Source organism: Paenibacillus sp. FSL R7-0273 (assembly GCF_000758625.1).
Taxonomy (GTDB): Bacteria; Bacillota; Bacilli; order Paenibacillales; family Paenibacillaceae; genus Paenibacillus_AQ.
On record NZ_CP009283.1, the window covers coordinates 6777612 to 6795136 of the forward strand.

General features: G+C 40.0%; 17 protein-coding genes. All 17 read right to left on the reverse strand.

Features of this window, described 5'->3' with window-relative positions; genetic code table 11:
• Positions 1 to 7: 7 nt before the first annotated feature.
• Complete coding sequence (locus R70723_RS29165) at positions 8 to 1102, reverse strand: FkbM family methyltransferase (protein ID WP_144027116.1); 1095 nt, start codon at positions 1100 to 1102, stop codon at positions 8 to 10.
• Positions 1103 to 1123: 21 nt separating this feature from the next.
• Positions 1124 to 2254 (reverse strand): FkbM family methyltransferase, encoded by a 1131-nt coding sequence (locus R70723_RS32435; protein ID WP_052421510.1) that lies wholly within the window; start codon positions 2252 to 2254, stop codon positions 1124 to 1126.
• Positions 2248 to 3336 (reverse strand): NAD-dependent epimerase/dehydratase family protein, encoded by a 1089-nt coding sequence (locus tag R70723_RS29175; RefSeq protein WP_039877546.1) that lies wholly within the window; start codon positions 3334 to 3336, stop codon positions 2248 to 2250. The genes R70723_RS32435 and R70723_RS29175 overlap by 7 nt, the downstream gene beginning before the upstream one ends.
• Before the next feature lie 29 nt (positions 3337 to 3365).
• Positions 3366 to 4145, reverse strand: coding sequence for a glucose-1-phosphate cytidylyltransferase (rfbF, locus tag R70723_RS29180; RefSeq protein ID WP_039877548.1), 780 nt, complete (start codon positions 4143 to 4145; stop codon positions 3366 to 3368).
• 24 nt (positions 4146 to 4169) lie between these two features.
• On the reverse strand, positions 4170 to 5912 hold the full coding sequence (locus R70723_RS29185; RefSeq protein ID WP_039877549.1) for a glycosyltransferase family A protein: 1743 nt from the start codon (positions 5910 to 5912) through the stop codon (positions 4170 to 4172).
• A gap of 392 nt (positions 5913 to 6304) precedes the next feature.
• Positions 6305 to 8200 (reverse strand): glycosyltransferase family 2 protein, encoded by a 1896-nt coding sequence (locus tag R70723_RS29190; protein ID WP_039877551.1) that lies wholly within the window; start codon positions 8198 to 8200, stop codon positions 6305 to 6307.
• Positions 8201 to 8296: 96 nt separating this feature from the next.
• Positions 8297 to 9373: a tetratricopeptide repeat-containing glycosyltransferase family 2 protein gene (locus tag R70723_RS29195; protein ID WP_231574796.1), complete on the reverse strand. Its 1077-nt coding sequence runs from the start codon at positions 9371 to 9373 to the stop codon at positions 8297 to 8299.
• 72 nt (positions 9374 to 9445) lie between these two features.
• Complete coding sequence (locus R70723_RS29200) at positions 9446 to 10012, reverse strand: transposase (protein ID WP_039877555.1); 567 nt, start codon at positions 10010 to 10012, stop codon at positions 9446 to 9448.
• Positions 10013 to 10026: 14 nt separating this feature from the next.
• Positions 10027 to 11046: a transposase gene (locus R70723_RS29205; protein ID WP_076418441.1), complete on the reverse strand. Its 1020-nt coding sequence runs from the start codon at positions 11044 to 11046 to the stop codon at positions 10027 to 10029.
• Positions 11047 to 11168: 122 nt separating this feature from the next.
• Positions 11169 to 11981 carry a flagellin N-terminal helical domain-containing protein gene (locus R70723_RS29210; protein ID WP_039877557.1) on the reverse strand — a complete coding sequence of 271 codons (813 nt, stop codon included), beginning with the start codon at positions 11979 to 11981 and terminating at the stop codon, positions 11169 to 11171.
• A 70-nt stretch (positions 11982 to 12051) separates the two neighbouring features.
• Positions 12052 to 12861 carry a flagellin N-terminal helical domain-containing protein gene (locus R70723_RS29215; RefSeq protein WP_039877563.1) on the reverse strand — a complete coding sequence of 270 codons (810 nt, stop codon included), beginning with the start codon at positions 12859 to 12861 and terminating at the stop codon, positions 12052 to 12054.
• 230 nt (positions 12862 to 13091) lie between these two features.
• Positions 13092 to 13328: a carbon storage regulator CsrA gene (gene csrA, locus R70723_RS29220; RefSeq protein ID WP_039877564.1), complete on the reverse strand. Its 237-nt coding sequence runs from the start codon at positions 13326 to 13328 to the stop codon at positions 13092 to 13094.
• 1 nt (position 13329) lies between these two features.
• The gene (gene fliW / locus R70723_RS29225; protein ID WP_039877566.1) at positions 13330 to 13776 is read right to left on the reverse strand and encodes a flagellar assembly protein FliW; all 447 of its coding nucleotides are present in this window, start codon (positions 13774 to 13776) and stop codon (positions 13330 to 13332) included.
• 76 nt (positions 13777 to 13852) lie between these two features.
• Positions 13853 to 14419: a DUF6470 family protein gene (locus R70723_RS29230; RefSeq protein WP_179088068.1), complete on the reverse strand. Its 567-nt coding sequence runs from the start codon at positions 14417 to 14419 to the stop codon at positions 13853 to 13855.
• Between the two features lie 15 nt (positions 14420 to 14434).
• Positions 14435 to 15352 carry a flagellar hook-associated protein FlgL gene (gene flgL, locus R70723_RS29235; RefSeq protein WP_039877569.1) on the reverse strand — a complete coding sequence of 306 codons (918 nt, stop codon included), beginning with the start codon at positions 15350 to 15352 and terminating at the stop codon, positions 14435 to 14437.
• Between the two features lie 14 nt (positions 15353 to 15366).
• On the reverse strand, positions 15367 to 16962 hold the full coding sequence (gene flgK, locus R70723_RS29240; RefSeq protein WP_039877570.1) for a flagellar hook-associated protein FlgK: 1596 nt from the start codon (positions 16960 to 16962) through the stop codon (positions 15367 to 15369).
• A 54-nt stretch (positions 16963 to 17016) separates the two neighbouring features.
• Positions 17017 to 17517 (reverse strand): flagellar protein FlgN, encoded by a 501-nt coding sequence (locus R70723_RS29245; protein WP_039877572.1) that lies wholly within the window; start codon positions 17515 to 17517, stop codon positions 17017 to 17019.
• Between the last annotated feature and the right edge of the window lie 8 nt (positions 17518 to 17525).

The window sequence follows — 17525 nt, forward strand, 5'->3', positions numbered from 1 at the left end:
CCTATTATCAAACAACCGCATAACATACGGTTTCGTACATACTGATGTTATAGTGTCTAAGATAAATTTTATATTCAGGTACAAGCCGTTTCAAAAATAAGGGAATTTCTACAATATCTAATGGTTTATGATATACGCATATTGCAAGTTTAGGCTTATATTTTTTAATGATCTCTTGCGCACCTTTTAAAGCCTCAAGTTCTGCACCTTCGATGTCCATCTTTATAAAAGTTACCGGTTTTCCATCAAGTAGCTCATCAATCGATATTACCGGGATTTCTACAATACCATTCTCACTTACACCACTTGAACCATCATTTACCGCATTAAAACGGAGAACATCCTTTTTGCTCCATAGTCCATAGTTCAGTAATTGGATATTATCATGCTTGGAGCTTATCTCAAAATAATCCTTATACTTACTTTCCTCAGGTTCAAACGAGTAAATCTGCTTAAACATACCGTTTGTCTGTTTTAGAAATTCTAGTACTGTATCACCAGTATAAGCACCACCATCTATAAAAATTTCTTCCTCAGAGAGAGAAATGATATTCGGGTCGAAATATTGAGAGGTTTTGCTTCTCAAGGGAAGAAGATATTCATGATTCCCAGAGATACAACAATTGAGTCTATCATAAAAGATGTCCTGGGAAAGCTCATCAGAAAGCACGTCATAGGTTTTGGCAAAGTACTCATAATTTTCAATTATTAAATTGTAATAGTCTTTTAATTGGTCATCTCTAAATCCCTCTAGAGCCATTACTAGTCTTTCTTGAAGTTGAAAATCCTTTATTTGCTGATAAATCTCATCATAATAATCCAATGACGTTATAGTAATATGGCAGTCCCTATAGTTTGTCTTTAGTTCCTCAGGATTGATCACAGGTATGCCTTCTACGGTAGTTCCCCATTTTGACGGGTTTCCATCACAAAATACAAAATCCTTAAATAGATCCTTCATGGCATTTAAGTAATAAACTCCCCATGATCCGCTTCCATACAAAATTAATGGCCTTTGATTATTTATGGAGTCATTTGCAATTAATTCAGATAATCGGTTTGACCTGCTTTCTATTTTCTTGAGTGAAAATTGATTTATCACTTACAGTCACACCCTCATAATTTACTCAACCACAGCATAACAAACAGTTTCAGTCAGACCATAATTATAGTGTCTCAAATAAAATTTATACTCAGGTACAAGTTCTTTTAAATACATCGGTATCTCCACAATATCCAGTGGTTTATGATATACGCATATGGCAAGTTTCGGTTTGTATTTTCTTATGGTTTTCTCCGCGCCCTTCAGTGCTTTAAACTCTGCTCCTTCTATATCCATTTTGATAAAAGTTACAGGGTCCCCACCAAGAAACTCATCAATGGAAGTCACTGGAATTATAGTATTACCTGTTTCACTTATTCCACTAGCCATGTCATCACGTGAAGAAAAATTAATTTCTTCCTTTTTATCCCAAAGACCGTAAGGTACAAGTTTAATTTTATTTGTAGATGAGAAATTCTTTAAAAAAATCCAATGTTTACTTTCCTCCGGTTCAAAAGAGTATACTTTGGTATACTGTTCATTCGTTTGCTTAATAAATTCCTGAACCGTATCTCCTATATATCCCCCACCGTCGATAAATATCTCTTCATTTGATAAAGAAATTATCTCCGGTTCAAAATATTGAGGTGATTTGCTTCTCAAAGGAGTAATATACCTGGAGTTAGCACTGATAATATAATTTAATCTATCGCAAAACAACCGCTTAGAATAATCGTCAGATAACAAGTTATAAATAGTTGAAAACTTCTCGATGTTTTCGCAAATTAATTTATGATAATCTTTATATACTTGCAACACGTCGTAATCATCTGTAATAACAGAATATATTGATTCATCTAGCAAAATTTTTAAGTTATTCTCCTTCAATTGAAGACGGATTTCATCGTAAAATTGTAAAGAGGTAATTATAATGTAGCTACTTCTATAATTGTTTTTTAATTCATCAAAGCTAATTACCAATACATCATCAATACTTGTTCCCCATTTGTTTGGGTTGTTATCACAAAAGTATACCTCTACTACCATGTCCATTTTTTTTATCAGATCTAAATAATACCTTCCAATGAATCCCGAACCAAATAACACAATTGGTTTTCGATCTGTAGTTAAAACTTCCGAACACTTCTGTAATAAAATATCAATCTGATTTGACTCCTTGGTCAGCATATCAACCGAAAATTCATTCACCATTGATATTCACTCCTGTCACATTCCTGTAAATAAAGCAGGTACCTCTTAATTCCCTCTTCAATATGAATTTGCGGCTCATATTCAAGTATTGTTCTTGCCTTTGTGATGTCCGGACAGCGGCGATTAGGGTTATCCGTCAAATAATCCTTATCTGAATGAACTTCATACACAATGGTACCATTGTAACCAAACTGCTCATGAGCTATTTTTTTGTAGAGTTCGGCTAATTGCAAAATAGTAATCTCCGGTTTATCCGAACCGATATTAAATACATCAAATTTTCCATATAGCGCACACTTAATGTATCCTACTGTGGCATCGGGAATATAATCAAACGTACGGGTCGGTTTCCCGTCAGAATAAATCACAATATTCTCGTTATCTATTACAGCCTTTGCAAAATCCGCTACTACCCTTTGATCATTAATTCTCATCCCGGGTCCATAGTTATTAAACGGACGAACAACAGTGATCGGCATATCATATTGCTTCGCAAAATTATAACAGAGTGTTTCTCCAAAACGCTTTGATTCATCGTAGCAGGCTCTCGGTCCACAAGAATTTACATTTCCCCAATAATCTTCCGGAGTTGGGATTTGAGAAGAGTGAGGGTCGCCATAAATTTCACTGCTGGAATAAAACAAAAAGCCTTTAATATGTTTAGTTTTAAAGAAATCAAGCAATCGACGAAGACCAGTGACATCGGCATCCATGGTTTCAATGGGATGTAGTCGATAATAGATAGGAGAGGCGAGTGATGCCATGTGGAAAACAAGATCTGCATCACTAGCAAAGTCGAAATCACAGGAAATAACATCTAAAGTACGCAAATCAAAAAGTGGATTTCCTATAAAGCGCTTCATCCAGTTTGGCTGCCCAAACATAAGTTTATCAATGGCATAAACTTTTTTAACACCAAGCTGTTCACCGTGTGCAGCAAAGAAATGAAGCAAGGAGTATCCCAGCGAGCCTGCAAATCCAGTGATTAAGACCGTTCTACCATATAATTTTTGCTTATACTCCTCTGACATCGATTTATAAATAAAACTCATATCTTCTCTAGTTATTTCTGGCATCCACATATCAATGCCCCCTCTCAAACAATGATATCCTACTCCCAAAGCTTCCAAGGTGCTTTGTTGTTTCTCCACAGGTTCTCAAGTACGCCTTTATCTCGCTGCGTATCCATACACTGCCAGAATCCATAATGCTTATATGCATTTAATTTGCCTTCATGAGCAATTTTAACCAGCGTATCAGCTTCAAATACTGTAGTGTCGTCCTCAATATAGTCAAACACTTTGGGTTCTACAATCATAAAGCCGCCGTTGATCCAGCCCCCATCCTCAACTGATTTTTCAACAAAACGGTCAATGCGGCTCGTCGCTTCATCAATAGCGAGAACCCCAAAGCGCCCACCTGGTTGAATAGACGTCATAGTAATATAGGCTTCGGAATTTATATGGTATTGTTTGAGTTGATTTAAATCTACATCGGCCACTCCGTCACCGTACGTAAGCATAAATCTCTCATCGCCCACATATTTTCTTATTCTTTTTATTCTACCGCCTGTCATCGTATCCAACCCAGTGTTCACTAGTGTAACACGCCATGGCTCGGTAACATTATTATGTACCGTTAACATGTTTTGATTAAGAAAATCAAAGGTGACATCTGAGGTATGAAGATAATAATCAGCAAAAAACTCTTTTATAACATAACCTTTATAACCAAGACAGATTACAAAATCATTATATCCAAAGTGACTATAGCTCTTCATTATATGCCATAGAATAGGCTTGTCACCAATTTCAATCATAGGTTTCGGTTTCAAATGGCTTTCTTCGCTTATTCTTGTCCCATATCCACCAGCTAAAATTACAACCTTCATCTCACTCACGCCTTATATTGGTATTTAAAGAGCATTAAGTTCAGTTTTTATATGTTGCCGTTGCGTTTCATCTACACATAAATCCAAAGCTGTTTGATAAAGGCTCCTAGCCATATCCTTCAAACCAACATTTAGAAACGCCAAAGCTATTAACTCCATTGAGTTACATTCATATGGATAGAACACCTTTAAAACAATAGCAGTTTCAAGTGCTGGCAACAATTCACCCATCAAAATCAGTATATATAACTTGTAGTATAGAGCATCATGGTCAAGAGGACGAGTTTCAAGAACGTCCAGTAACAATTCTACCGCTTCTTCGTACTTCTCGTCATAGATACTTCTTTCCATATTCAGTTTAACTTGTGTTAACTCATCAAGTTGTATTTTCGAACCAAGTTTAGTCAGTGATTGTTTCAGCAAGATGAAATTGTTGTCCGCCAAATTTTGGTCACAAATAATTAGTGCCTTTTCAGAATCTCCATTCACAATTTCTCGTAATAATTCAGGATGTGAGGCAAGAAACTCGCATGGAATACCATCACTTTCTAATTTAGCAAGTGAATCTTTTCCAGTAGATTTAAAGAAAGAGTATAACAATGAGACACCGAAATGATTTTTATTGTTTATATCACATATTGAGGATAGGTAAAGTAGAAGGGCAGCTTGTTTGTTATCTCCGGCAGAAGTAATCATTTTTATAGATGAATAAAGCCTATATATAAAGTGATTCATTGCCAGAGGTATTTCAAATTCTTCAATATCCCCTACTATTTGATCGACAATATCGTTTACTTTTATGAATAGATTGTCCCAAAGATTATTTTGCCCAAGCACTTGATATACGGACTCATCGGATATGATCACCTCGACAGCTTCCAACCTATCTTCTATTGAAGCTGATTTAGCATTCATTGCTATCATCACACAGTCCTCCATCGATGCTAGGAACACAGAAGCTATAAAATGTAAGTTTGAATCGTTAAGTTTGTTCCAACTCTGTAGTAATTCCTTGCTTTCTTCAAAAATAGTCTTATAATCTAGATACCTATTTTTATTCAGCTGTGAATTATAGAACGAATTCTGTCTCATCCTGTAGTAATGAAGTGGTTTATTTATTCCCACGACTGAGTGTGCAAAACTTAAACAATCAAGGCAAAATAGAGTGTCGAATGCGTTTAATAGAGTAAGCGGTTTTTCTACTGTTCTATAATGGCTTTGTTTCATTGCTAGAGGCAACTTAAAAAGCTTTCCCCACATTGATCTAAAACTACCGTAAATTTGGGGCAGCAAATCACCCAGAGTGGTTAAATCTTCTGTGTAAAAGTCAGGTGGACAACGCACACTCCTCTTATGGGGGTTTCCCTCTAGAAACAATGTTGTTCCAGCAACTACAATATCTGCATTATACTTTATTGCAGCGGCATAAAGTTCCTTTAGAAAATCAGAATGAATGTAGTCATCACTATCCAATGCACACCAGTATTCAGCTTTACTACTGTTAAGATACTCAATATAATCAGGATTCCAAGGTTCATTATATAAAAAAGTGTTCATTTCATTTCTAAAAAGTCGTATTCTACTATCTCTCTTGGCGTATTCTTCGAGCAACATGCTAGTTCTATCGGTCGATCCATTGTCTACAACTATCCACTCAAAATCTATAAAGGATTGATTTAGAACACTTTCCACACATTCCACGATATAATCTTCCACATTAAAAGCCAGTGTCTGTAGAAGTACTGCTGGCGGCTTTATTAGATTCACCTTACTGCTCCTTTGGGTTGTTTAGACTGGTAAAAAATCACTGATATCCTTTATGAAATGATGTATCTTCATTAGTCTTCATTCTATTTACATTTTACTGCCGCTTCTTAATTTAGTTGTTTGGAGTAGTAATATACATAATATATCGGATAAACGCAGCCCTTTTGCAATTATTTTCTTTGGAAAAAATGGGGTAATAATATCGCAAATTATTAACTCAACCTTCGCACCTAGAAAATCAGTCTCAGCATCCAATACAAATATATAATCGCAGGAAGCATTGTGATTACTAAAATTCCTTGCCTCTGCAAAGCTGCCTGTCCATTGGAAAGAGATATTTTCGCCTCACTCTTTACAACAAAGAAAATCCTTCCTCCAAATTATGTTCACGATTAGTTAACATAAGTATGATCAATCCAAGTAACCACAGGGAATTTTTGTCTAATTTCATTGTTCATAATACTCATACCTTTAATATCATTTTGCTTCTGGTAGCATTGGTAACAGCGCTCATAAGTGCTATAGACAGGTTTTAAGTCCATGAGTTTGGTATAGAATAAATGAGCATCTTCGAGATAGTTACTTTGAAAACAAAGATCACCAAGTAATGTAATAACCTTTATGTTATTTGGTTGTTCGTCATATAGCTTGATCAAAATATCAATTGCTACCTCTGTAAAACTATAATCCGCGAGTAAAAGGCATATGTTGTACTTCGTTTCTACGCTTCCCTTCAAAAGGAGCCCTAACACACTTTCAAAGATTTCAAATTCGTGCAGTATGATAAGATGACGGCAAACTTCAATAAGCAGTTTTTCTAAACTAGTAGTTAATCGAACATTGGAACTATCTTGTCTGTTGACTAAACTCATTAAAACGTCACTCTCTCTGTTGCTTAAATTCAAAAGTGGACGCGCTCTACGAAAAAGGGCAGTATCCTTAAGAATAACAGAAAGCAACAGCAGATCTTCTCCCGCTTCAGCAGGATATTCGGCAATATCAGACCATTGTTCAAGTGCCTGCTCATATTTCTTATCATATTGTAAAGCCACCGCGATAATATGGGGTGGTGGTTCGATATTAAATTTCCCCACATATTTACTAAGCAACGGGTGCCTCAAGACGTATAGGGTATCCAGCAACAGCCTTAAGTCGTTAATATTCTGAACATTATATATGAACTCTATATTGTGATAGACCTCCTCAACAGGGAGATTTGCTTTCGTTACGATTTCAAAATACTTTTTCAAAGCCGGAGAATACGTTTTCTTCTCTCGTAGGACCTGAACGGTCTCTTCATAGCTTTGAGTTATTTTTCTTTGCTTGTCATATATTTCAGCCAGCATAAACCGGGCTTTATAACCTCCTGAACCTTCAGATATCATCGTTCCTTCTGTTTGATTCCCAATGAGGAGACACTTCTTGAATGATAATATCGCTTCTTCCTGATAACCGGCCTCCAAGAGCATTTGTCCATGAATATAACGCATTTCAGAATCCGAAGAAAATAACTGAAGCGCATCCTCTATGATTCTTAAACCATCTTCATGCTTATCCAACTTTCCCAGACTCAAAGCGAGAAAGGACAGCAGATCTGGCAAAAATACTTTATCTTTACACAAAGGGTAAGCTTGTTGAAACAATTTAACAGCTTTCTCTGTTTCACCAAGAGCTACATAAGTCCTCCCCATATTAAACAAATTATATCCATTAGGATTCTCATTAACAGCTTTAATCATAATAGAAAGATTTCTTTGCAGTTTATCCTTCTCTTCTATCGTCTCTTTGTTGTAGCCCGTATGGTGAAGGAGCAGATCTGCCTCTCCTCCAACGAAAGTATAACGTTTATCCAATACATTAATATGTTCATGCAGATGACTCTTGAAATAAAGCTGATCATTATTCTTAAATAATCTTACTGCCTTATGTGTAAAGGTTTCCGCATAGGATATATAATTTTTAATTTTCAATAAGAAATAATCCGCATCTGAAACAATTTCCTTATAAAGATCAGATTTCTCGTCCAGATATTCATCCGCATCCATGATAAGAATATAATCACAGGTAGCCTGTTGAATACTGTAGTTTCTCGCCTCGGAAAAACTACCAGTCCATTCAAAGTGGTGAATGTTTGAAGTAAACCGAGCTGCAGTCTCTATAGTGGCATCTTCCGATCCTGTGTCTACAATAATAATTTCGTCCACCTTACCGGCAACACTTTCCAAACAACGTGCCAGTGTATTCTCTTCATTCTTTACAATCATGCATAGTGATACTGTTTTATTCATAGAGGTGTCCTCTCATCATTTTAGAAATTAATAATTATACTCTAATTATCGGCCTTTTTTCATAACAAAATAAGATGCATTATGATTAAAAATTTATTAATTTTCTTCTTTAATTGTATTAAGAATACCCAGGCGCTGTTGGGCCATCTTGTAATTGTATTCAGCTGAAATTCGATAATATGTTTTTGCTTTGCCCAGATCACCTGTAGTTTCATAGAATACAGCAAGGTTATAGGCTGCCAGGAAACTTCCTGTTCCTTTAACACTTTCGTATTTTGTAGTATCGCCTATGGACAGACATTTCAAATATGACTCTTCTATTAAAGGGAAATATTTAAAATACTTATCTGTCTCACTAAACACCAGCTCCATAAAGAATAACCCACTGGCGAAAAGGAAATCTGGATAGTCGCTTAAGTTATGCGTCTCTTGTTCAATTAGAGTAAGCCCTCGTTCAAAATCGTCAAGCCCCAAGATTGTATACAAATACTCGATCACTACTTGAGGTTTATAACCATCATTACTGGTGATGGCCTTATAGCATCTTGTTAGGTACACATTAGCTTTAGCATACTCTTTTATTATCCGGTACTCTTTACCTAGTTGGAATAGTGTATATGAGTCATCAGGATTCTGTTCTAACTCGACTTCTAGCATCTTAATATTACGTTTATACTTTTCAGACTTGAAATATCCGTCATGATACACTTCAATAGGTACGTTTTTTCTTGGAAGTTCAGAAACAATCTGCTCATGTATTTTACCGGTGTAGAATGATCCTTTAGGAAACAACCGGGTCACATGAGCCTTCGATTCTCTTAGCTCTCCATTATAGTCAAAGCTGTTAGTAATTTGGATTCGACCTAGGGCAGCATGCTTACGTATGAAATCGTCTATTTCTTTCCGGGATGCATGTGTAATCCGATCATCTGCATCCAGGACTAAGATCCAATCGCCATTGCACTGCTCTAAAGCATAGTTTCTTGCACTCGAGAAATCATCATTCCAAATGTAATCAAAAATCCGCGCTCCAAAGGTGCTTGCAATCTGCTTAGTATGATCTGTAGAACCCGTATCAACGATTACGATCTCATCAACGACAGATTGTACACTCCGCAGACATCTTCCAATTTTTTCTGATTCATTCTTTACAATCATAGCTAATGATAACATCGGCCTCACCTCACTTAGTTTCTACCATGCATACGTGGGTTCAAAAAAAAAAAACTACGGTTGACTAATTTACTAACAAAGCTTGTTTTCAATCTGTTTAAGATAAGCCAATGGATCTCGGCGGAAGCGTCTGCGTTTCGTGGTTTCGTCCAATCGTTTCGTCCACCGACAACGTTCTTGGTTAAAGGCTTCATACGAAACTTGTTGCAACCTGGACACGAGATGCTCTTGGTTTAACGCATCATCGACAAGCACGACAAATTCACCACAGCGGAGAATATGTTCGTTCCAACTGCGGCGTCCCGTCGTTCGCCGGTGTTTTGTTTTTGTCTGACGAAAAAATCGTTCATGGTCATTATTTGTGCGTGGTACCCACGGCGAATCGTAGCAGGTAAAGAGCCCTTTCCAAAAGCCGCGGGTATAGCTTTGAAAGTTGGATACGAGTACGGTATCTTCCTTTTGGGTATACGTTTTTTGCATCCAGAACAACAAACATTGCATCGAAAAACGTACCGTTTCACTACGTTGGTCCTCCGTGACCGCTGCAGGAGCAAGCAGCCTCGCTGTTTCCTGAATCGGAATCTGCCATCGTTTTACCTCGTGGTACTTCGAAGTAAATTCAGGCAGTTTGCGGAACAAAAGAAGAACCTTTTTCAGAAGGACGGCCCCCCTTTTTTAGCTACACTCTTTTCGAGTGAAGCTTTCACGGCTTCAGCTTTCTCATAAATCTGAATCCCAGGCAAATCAAGTGGGGGATTTCCGTCCTCCAGCAGAAGCGAACGAGTTGCGGCTAAGTAATCCCGAGTGACCTCGCTTTCTATTGAATCGTCATCTTCTACTTGTTTTTCAATCTCCCGCAGACCCCGGAGGCTTTTTTTGAGGCCCGTTTTGAGTTTACGGTCCAAGTCGACGACCGGTTTGGCAATGTCTTTAAGATAGTGGTATTGGCAGTATTGGTACGGGGTTTCCGGCCAAGTTTCTCCCATCGCGAGTCGAATAGATTGTTGACCATCGCTGACGAGTCCAATGACAGGAAATCCAAGATCTTTGACGGGTTTTAAAAGAGCCATCAGTTCCGTTTTAGAACCACTTTTCAAATTTTTTGCCGCTAGAATTCGCCCACTAAACCCTTCGCGCACCACGTACAGCGTTTCATTTCCTTTCTCCGGTTGGACACCGTCCATGGAGAGAAGGAGTCCGTTATATTCCTTGACGACATTCGCTAATTGTTCTTTGACATCTGTCGTTAGCGAAGCGCGAAGCAAGGTCATATACCATTCGTAGAGACGCATAGCATGACGTTCAGAGGTGGGAATTCCTCGCTCCGTTAGGGCTTCTGAAATTTCGGTCACAGTCATATGCTGCTTAAATCGCATTTCGCCGACAAGCGCCAGCACATCGTAGGCGTACGAGGTGTGTTTGAGACACAAAGCATCTGCCTGAACCGAACGAAAATACCGTTTGGGTTTACCACAGACCGGAGCTGGGCAGTGGTACGCCATATTCCAGACTTCGATAATGCCTTCGAGCGTGGCTATAATTTTATTCGAAGCGTTATGATGCCGCTTGAGTTTAGTTCCACAATCGGGACAATGAGTGACTTCTGGACGAAAATACATTTTTTGTTCGGGGACAATTCGGTTTTTAGGTAAGCCTCTCTTTTGTGGTTTCATAATGATCCCTCCAAGTTAGGTCTTACCTTTTATTACCCGATTTTAGAGTCGTTAGAGAAATAATCAACCGTAGAAAAAAAAAGACCTTAGATAAACTAAGGTCTCTATTCAGACGGTAAAAATTAACGAAGCAATTGAAGAACGCCCTGTGGCTGTTGGTTCGCTTGAGCAAGCATCGCTTGAGCTGCTTGAGCAAGAATGTTGTTCTTCGTTTGCGCCATCATTTCTTTGGCCATATCCACGTCACGAACACGGGATTCTGCTGCAGTCAGGTTCTCAGAAGAAGTATTCAGGTTGTTGATTGTGTGTTCCAGACGGTTCTGAACCGCACCCAGTTTCGAACGTTCTGTAGATACTTTTGCAATGCCCGCATCAACAGCTGTCAGAGCTGTTTGCGAATTACCCTTGGTCTTCAAATCACCTACAGCAGTCATTAATGCTGCAGCATCCATATCGGCGAAGGTATAAGAAATCTTTTGCCCTGTGTTAGCACCCACTTGGAAATCCACAGCAGTTGTAGCGCCATTCCAAAGTTTCTGTGTATTGAATTCGGTATCATCCGAAATACGAGTAATCTCAGTTGCCAATGCCTGATACTCTTGGTCAATTGCTTCACGGTCAGCCGTAACGTTCGTATCATTGGAAGATTGAACAGCAAGCTCTCTCATCCGTTGCAGGATGGAGTGAGTCTCATTCAATGCACCTTCAGCGGTTTGAATCATGGAGATGCCATCTTGAGCATTGCGGGATGCTTGATCCAGACCACGGATCTGTCCGCGCATTTTCTCGGAAATAGCCAAGCCTGCAGCATCGTCCCCTGCACGGTTAATCCGGAGACCGGAAGACAATTTCTCGATGTTCTTACTTGTATTGCTTGTGTTGATTGCCAATTGACGGTGAGTGTTCAGCGCCGTAACATTGTGGTTAATAATCATGTTGAGTTCCTCCTTGAATGTAACTTCCACATCCGTGTGGAAGGTTTATAGATTAGAATTGAACTTTAGATTAACGAAGCAGTTGAAGAACGCCCTGCGGCTGTTGATTCGCTTGAGCAAGCATTGCTTGAGCTGCTTGAGCAAGGATGTTGTTCTTCGTCTGAGCCATCATTTCTTTGGCCATGTCCACATCGCGAACGCGGGATTCTGCTGCAGTCAGGTTCTCAGAAGAAGTGTTCAGGTTGTTGATTGTGTGTTCCAGACGATTTTGAACCGCACCCAACTTCGAACGTTCTGTGGATACTTTGCCGATAGCCACATCAACAGCTGCCAGAGCTGTGGAAGCGTTGGCTTTTGTCGTCAAATCCCCAGTAGCTGTCAAAGTAGCTGCATCCATATTTGAGAAGGTATAAGAAATCTTTTGCCCTGTGTTAGCGCCCACCTGGAATTCCACAGTAGTTGTAGTACCATCCCAAAGTTTTTGTGTATTGAATTCGGTATCATCAGAAATACGTGTAATCTCAGTTGACAATGCTTGATACTCTTGATCAATAGCAGCGCGGTCAGCCGTAACGTTCGTATCATTGGCAGATTGAACAGCAAGCTCTCTCATACGTTGCAGGATGGAGTGAGTCTCATTCAATGCACCTTCAGCGGTTTGAATCATAGAGATACCGTCTTGAGAATTTCGGGATGCTTGATCCAGACCACGGATCTGTCCGCGCATTTTCTCGGAAATAGCCAAGCCTGCAGCATCATCACCTGCACGGTTAATCCGGAGACCGGAAGACAATTTCTCGATGTTCTTACTTGTGTTGCTTGTGTTGATTGCCAATTGGCGGTGAGTGTTCAGCGCCGTAACGTTGTGATTAATAATCATGATAATTTTCCTCCCTGAATTATACTAGTTCCACATCCTTGTGGTAACAAAGATCCGTTAAGGTCGGCCGCCCTGCGGGATCTTTGTCTAAATTATATATCGTCTTTTAACCCTTATGAGTTTAGAGTAATCCGGCAGTTTTCCATATATTTATTATTGATTTTTTTGATGTCATAAAGAAAAACCGGAGATAGCCCTGAGCTACCACCGGTTAAAGTCTTATATCCATATTAATTTTTCGCCTCACGTAATCGGTCAATAAGCGTATTAATCTCTGAGGGAGCAGGTGCTGCCGATTCCTGATTTGATTCCTTAATGGATAGATATATTTCTTTACGAAATATATCTATATGACTGGGAGCTTTTATACCAACTTTGACTGTATCCCCCTCTACACCTAAAATTGTAACTTCAATCTGGTCCGTTATGATGATACTCTCGCCTTTTTTTCGAGAGAGAACGAGCATATTAAACACCATCCTTTCCATCAATACCTGGAGACAACGCTAATAAGCTATGCTTAGTATGATAAGGTGTGTTGTGCAGTACAATCTGCTTGCCTACTCGTTCTTCTGGATTAAGCACAAGAGGAGCAAGCAAATTAATCGTAGACTCCTCCACCTTATTCTTAAGGGTTATTACACAACGTACGATTAGTTGGTTGTCAATCCTTAGTTCCTTTGCTTCAGCGTCAGGAAGATCAAACTCATAAGACGGATAGAAGACAAAAGGGTCACTAAGCAGAAAGGACAAGGCCTTATCTTTCGTCGACTGTAAATACCAGAAAGAATGGTCAGGGGTAGAAATTAATGCGAAATCAGTTTCCTCTTCAAATCCGGGAATTCCCTTTGAAAAATGAAATATATGTTCCTCTTCTACTTCCATTTCTCCCCAAGATAGTGTATCAATAATCATCTGTTTCCACTCCTTAGTACAATATTAAACAAGAAAAGCCGTAGAAGCGCTATCCGGCACATCTACAGCTCACAAATTACCATTGCAAATTCACTTCAGGCGGAATGAACTGAATAGATGCATACTGCCTCATATATATATCCAGTTTACCTCTTGTATATTCAATATCCGGCCGACGAACAGCTACATCAATCTTTACCTCACCCCTTGAAAACTCAATCCGGGGACTTCTCGTTTCAAAATGAATATCAACATTATCATATGAAGCGGGGCCACGAAATTCAGGGAAAGGAACTGCTTGCCAATCTTCTCCATATACCTCTGCAATTGTATTCCCTGGTTTGAAAAATTCAGCCATCCGATTCCCCTGCTCCACACGGTTCGCGATGCCCTGCAGGTAAATTTGCTGAATACCGGAATATATCCGACCATTCATTTCAAGAATACTCCCACCATTATAAGCAGCTCTGGCTCTGGATTGATCAATAGACATCTCCGGATTAAATTGCTGGATGTCCCATTGTCCTCTTTCCGATGTAATATTAAGCTCCGCTTGGTATTGGGTAATTGAAAACTTCCCCATGTCAGAATCAATACCTATCAAGCCAGGTGTCTGACGTATTTGAAGTACTGACAGTGCCAACAGGGAGCACCTCCATTATCTTATGAAATCTACGAGAGTTGTAGATATAATCTTAGCTCCAACAGATAGCGAAGCATTATAGATATTCTCTTGTATCTTAGATTTCATAATTAATTCCTCATATTCAGCATCTTCAGTCTTAGCCTGAAGCTCCGTTAGGTTACTATTTAAATCACTAAGTCTTTCCTTCATTAATTCAACACGGTTAGTTTTGGCCCCGATTTCAGAGCGAGCTGTCAACATACTTTCAATTCGTGTATCAATATTGGTAAGTTGATCTGAGATCGCAGAAGAATTACCGGATTTTAACGCGGCAGAAATATTGTTGATAGTCGCGAATAGATTATCCGGATCACCTGTATACCCAAACACATCGTTTCCAGTCATGTTAATAGGCATCTGCACTCCTTCGCCAACTATATACTGAATTTGACCAGGATCTGTAGTGATAGCCTTCGATACATCATAAGTACCATCAGCACTTTTAGCAAAATCATAAGGCTTAGTATTATAATTCTCACCATTAAAAATATATTTACCGTTCAGTGTACTATTGGATATATCCACCAGCTGTTCTTTGAGCTGCAATACTTCTTCGTTAATACTGTCCAAAGCTGATTGCGGGTTGCTCCCTGTGGAAGCCTGCACAGTTAACTCACGCAAGCGCTGAACAACATCACCAGCCTGTCCCAGTACCGTGTCGTTATAATCCAACCACGAAAGAGCGCTATCTACATTCTTGGAATACTGTTCATTTGAAGAGAGCTCAGCGCGATAGCGAAGTGAATAGGTGATACCTACCGGATCATCAGAGGGTTTATTAATCTTGCGACCAGTAGCCAATTGCAGCTGAGTATCATTCATTGTACGTGCATTACGATTCAAGTTAAGCAGCAGCTGTGAATTCATCATATTGGAGGTGACCCTCAACATTAGATATACCTCCTTTATCTGCCGACTGTGCCGGTAGAATTAATTAGTTTATCAAGCATCTCATCATATGTTGTCATAAAGCGGGCAGCCGCACTATAGGCATGCTGGAACACCAGCATATTTGACATTTCCTCATCTAGAGAAACCCCGCTTACCGATTGCCGTCTGGAATTGACCTGGTCCACCAGATAATCTGAGTTGCTAGCTTGGCGTGCAGCTTCCTGAGATTGAATACCAAGCTGGCCCACCATGGAGCTTAAATAGGAGCCGACTGTACCGGTGGTGGTTCCATTAGCTGTAGTAAACGTATTGTTATCCTTCATATTACTAAACAAGAGCGCCAGCGCATTATTTCCTTTAATGACAGTCACTTTCCCGTCACTGTCTGTAGTAGCACGCAGGGAAGTAGCGAACAGAGTCGGATCTGCAGCAATCACAGGATTCAGACGTAAATTAGCTGCAGTAATCGGCTCTCCGGCAATAGAAGCGGTAAAGAAGTCTCTGCCGGAACTGCCGTCTAGCGCATATCCTAACTGATGTAGTCCGTTAAGTCCCTTAACCGTGGTCTTTAAATCACCTGTAAGTGGAATAGGAACCGTTGCACCTGCAAGTAATGTAGTTTTAGTTCCGTCTGGGTTGATTATTTCGGAATCCTTAAGCACAGTAATGCCTGCTGGAAGTGTAGAGCCCGAAGGTATCGTAACCTGGACCTCTCCGTTAGCAATAGTATTGGCCATGTCATCAAGCTGTTTTTTGTAGTCTGCAACATACGTGTTACTGGAGAAAAGCATACCATAGGCTTCGCCCGCCTTGAGATCTCCAGAAGCATAGGCGTTATTGAGAAAAGCATTGTCCACTACCGCTCCCACTGCCGCTCCCTGTACAAGGGGTTGTCCGCCCAGTGAGATCGTGTATCCGGCATCTGTATCTAACACCGTAATATTAATGATTTTGGAGAGCTTGTCTGTCAATAAATCGCGCTGGTCACGCAAATCATTAGCCTGGTCGCCCATACCCTCGATTTTGAAGATGGATTGGTTTAAATCAGCAATAGAGCTCAGATAGCTCTGAATTTCCTTCCCCTTAACATCAATATTGCTATTGAGGTCCCGGTCCAGGTTATTCAGTTGAGTGCTCATATAATTCATGGCATCCGTAAGGGATTGGGCAGTTTGCACAACAATCTTACGGGCTGTAGGGTCTTCAGGATTCTTACTCAGATCTGACCAGGATTTCCAGAAGTTATCGAGTACTGTGCGAATACCTGTATCAGATGGCTCATTCACAATTGCCTCCAGCTTATCCAGCGTATCAGACTGAATCAACCAGTTGCCGCTCGCGGCATTCTCACCCCGGTATTGATCATCCAAAAACATTTCACGTATCCGGTCAATCGACGAGAATTCTACACCGGTCCCCATTTGGCCGGGTAATGTGGAGTTATTAAGGCCATATGCCTCAATAGGTATAGCAGCCTTCATATTCACACGCTGACGCGTGTAGCCTTCTGTATTCGCATTAGCAATATTGTGTCCGGTAGTATTGAGTGCAGCGGTCTGGGTGAACAGGCTCCGTCTCGCCGTCTCGATTGAATGAAATGTGGATGTCACTGCTTATTCCTCCCTATATATGCACCGGCAAAACGGACTGCAGGCAGGCTGCAACTATCCGCGGGCGTCAAAAAGACCTGGCCGATTACTGTTGTAACCTTTATCGGCTGGATGATGATACGTAAAATCCTGGTTCGGTCTTCCGACAAGCAAATCCAGGGAATAGTCTATAAAAGTAAGCGACTGCTCGATCAGCTTCTGATTTAATTCATTAGCTTTCTTTAGACGGTGAAGGGTGTCAGAAAGCTTATGCTGGATCTGCTGCAGACGCGATTTGTCTTCGGGATCAAATACAAGCCGGGACAGCTCGGTCAGATTCAGGTTCAGATTGGAGCGTATGCCCACCCCCTGCAAAAAGGTATAAGCAGCCTCTCCGCGCTTTTCTTCAAGCTGTCCTATCAGCTTCATCAGCTTGGACTCCCGGTTCATAATGTCGATCAGACCGTCTACCTTGTTATCCATAATCGCCTGTTTCTTGACAGCGGCCAGATCGAGCATCTGCAGATGCGTCTCGTCCAGCCGCTCAAGAAGTTCAAATAGTCTCGTCAATGCCATAAGATGGG

Coding starts and splice junctions, on each gene's coding strand:
- R70723_RS32435 (WP_052421510.1), bottom strand. CDS start 2,254: ATGGTGAATGAATTTTCGGTTGATATGCTGACCAAGGAGTCAAATCAG.
- R70723_RS29175 (WP_039877546.1), bottom strand. CDS start 3,336: ATGTGGATGCCAGAAATAACTAGAGAAGATATGAGTTTTATTTATAAA.
- rfbF (WP_039877548.1), bottom strand. CDS start 4,145: ATGAAGGTTGTAATTTTAGCTGGTGGATATGGGACAAGAATAAGCGAA.
- R70723_RS29190 (WP_039877551.1), bottom strand. CDS start 8,200: ATGAATAAAACAGTATCACTATGCATGATTGTAAAGAATGAAGAGAAT.
- R70723_RS29195 (WP_231574796.1), bottom strand. CDS start 9,373: ATGTTATCATTAGCTATGATTGTAAAGAATGAATCAGAAAAAATTGGA.
- R70723_RS29205 (WP_076418441.1), bottom strand. CDS start 11,046: ATGAAACCACAAAAGAGAGGCTTACCTAAAAACCGAATTGTCCCCGAA.
- R70723_RS29210 (WP_039877557.1), bottom strand. CDS start 11,981: ATGATTATTAACCACAATGTTACGGCGCTGAACACTCACCGTCAATTG.
- R70723_RS29215 (WP_039877563.1), bottom strand. CDS start 12,861: ATGATTATTAATCACAACGTTACGGCGCTGAACACTCACCGCCAATTG.
- csrA (WP_039877564.1), bottom strand. CDS start 13,328: ATGCTCGTTCTCTCTCGAAAAAAAGGCGAGAGTATCATCATAACGGAC.
- fliW (WP_039877566.1), bottom strand. CDS start 13,776: ATGATTATTGATACACTATCTTGGGGAGAAATGGAAGTAGAAGAGGAA.
- flgL (WP_039877569.1), bottom strand. CDS start 15,352: ATGTTGAGGGTCACCTCCAATATGATGAATTCACAGCTGCTGCTTAAC.
- R70723_RS29245 (WP_039877572.1), bottom strand. CDS start 17,517: ATGGCATTGACGAGACTATTTGAACTTCTTGAGCGGCTGGACGAGACG.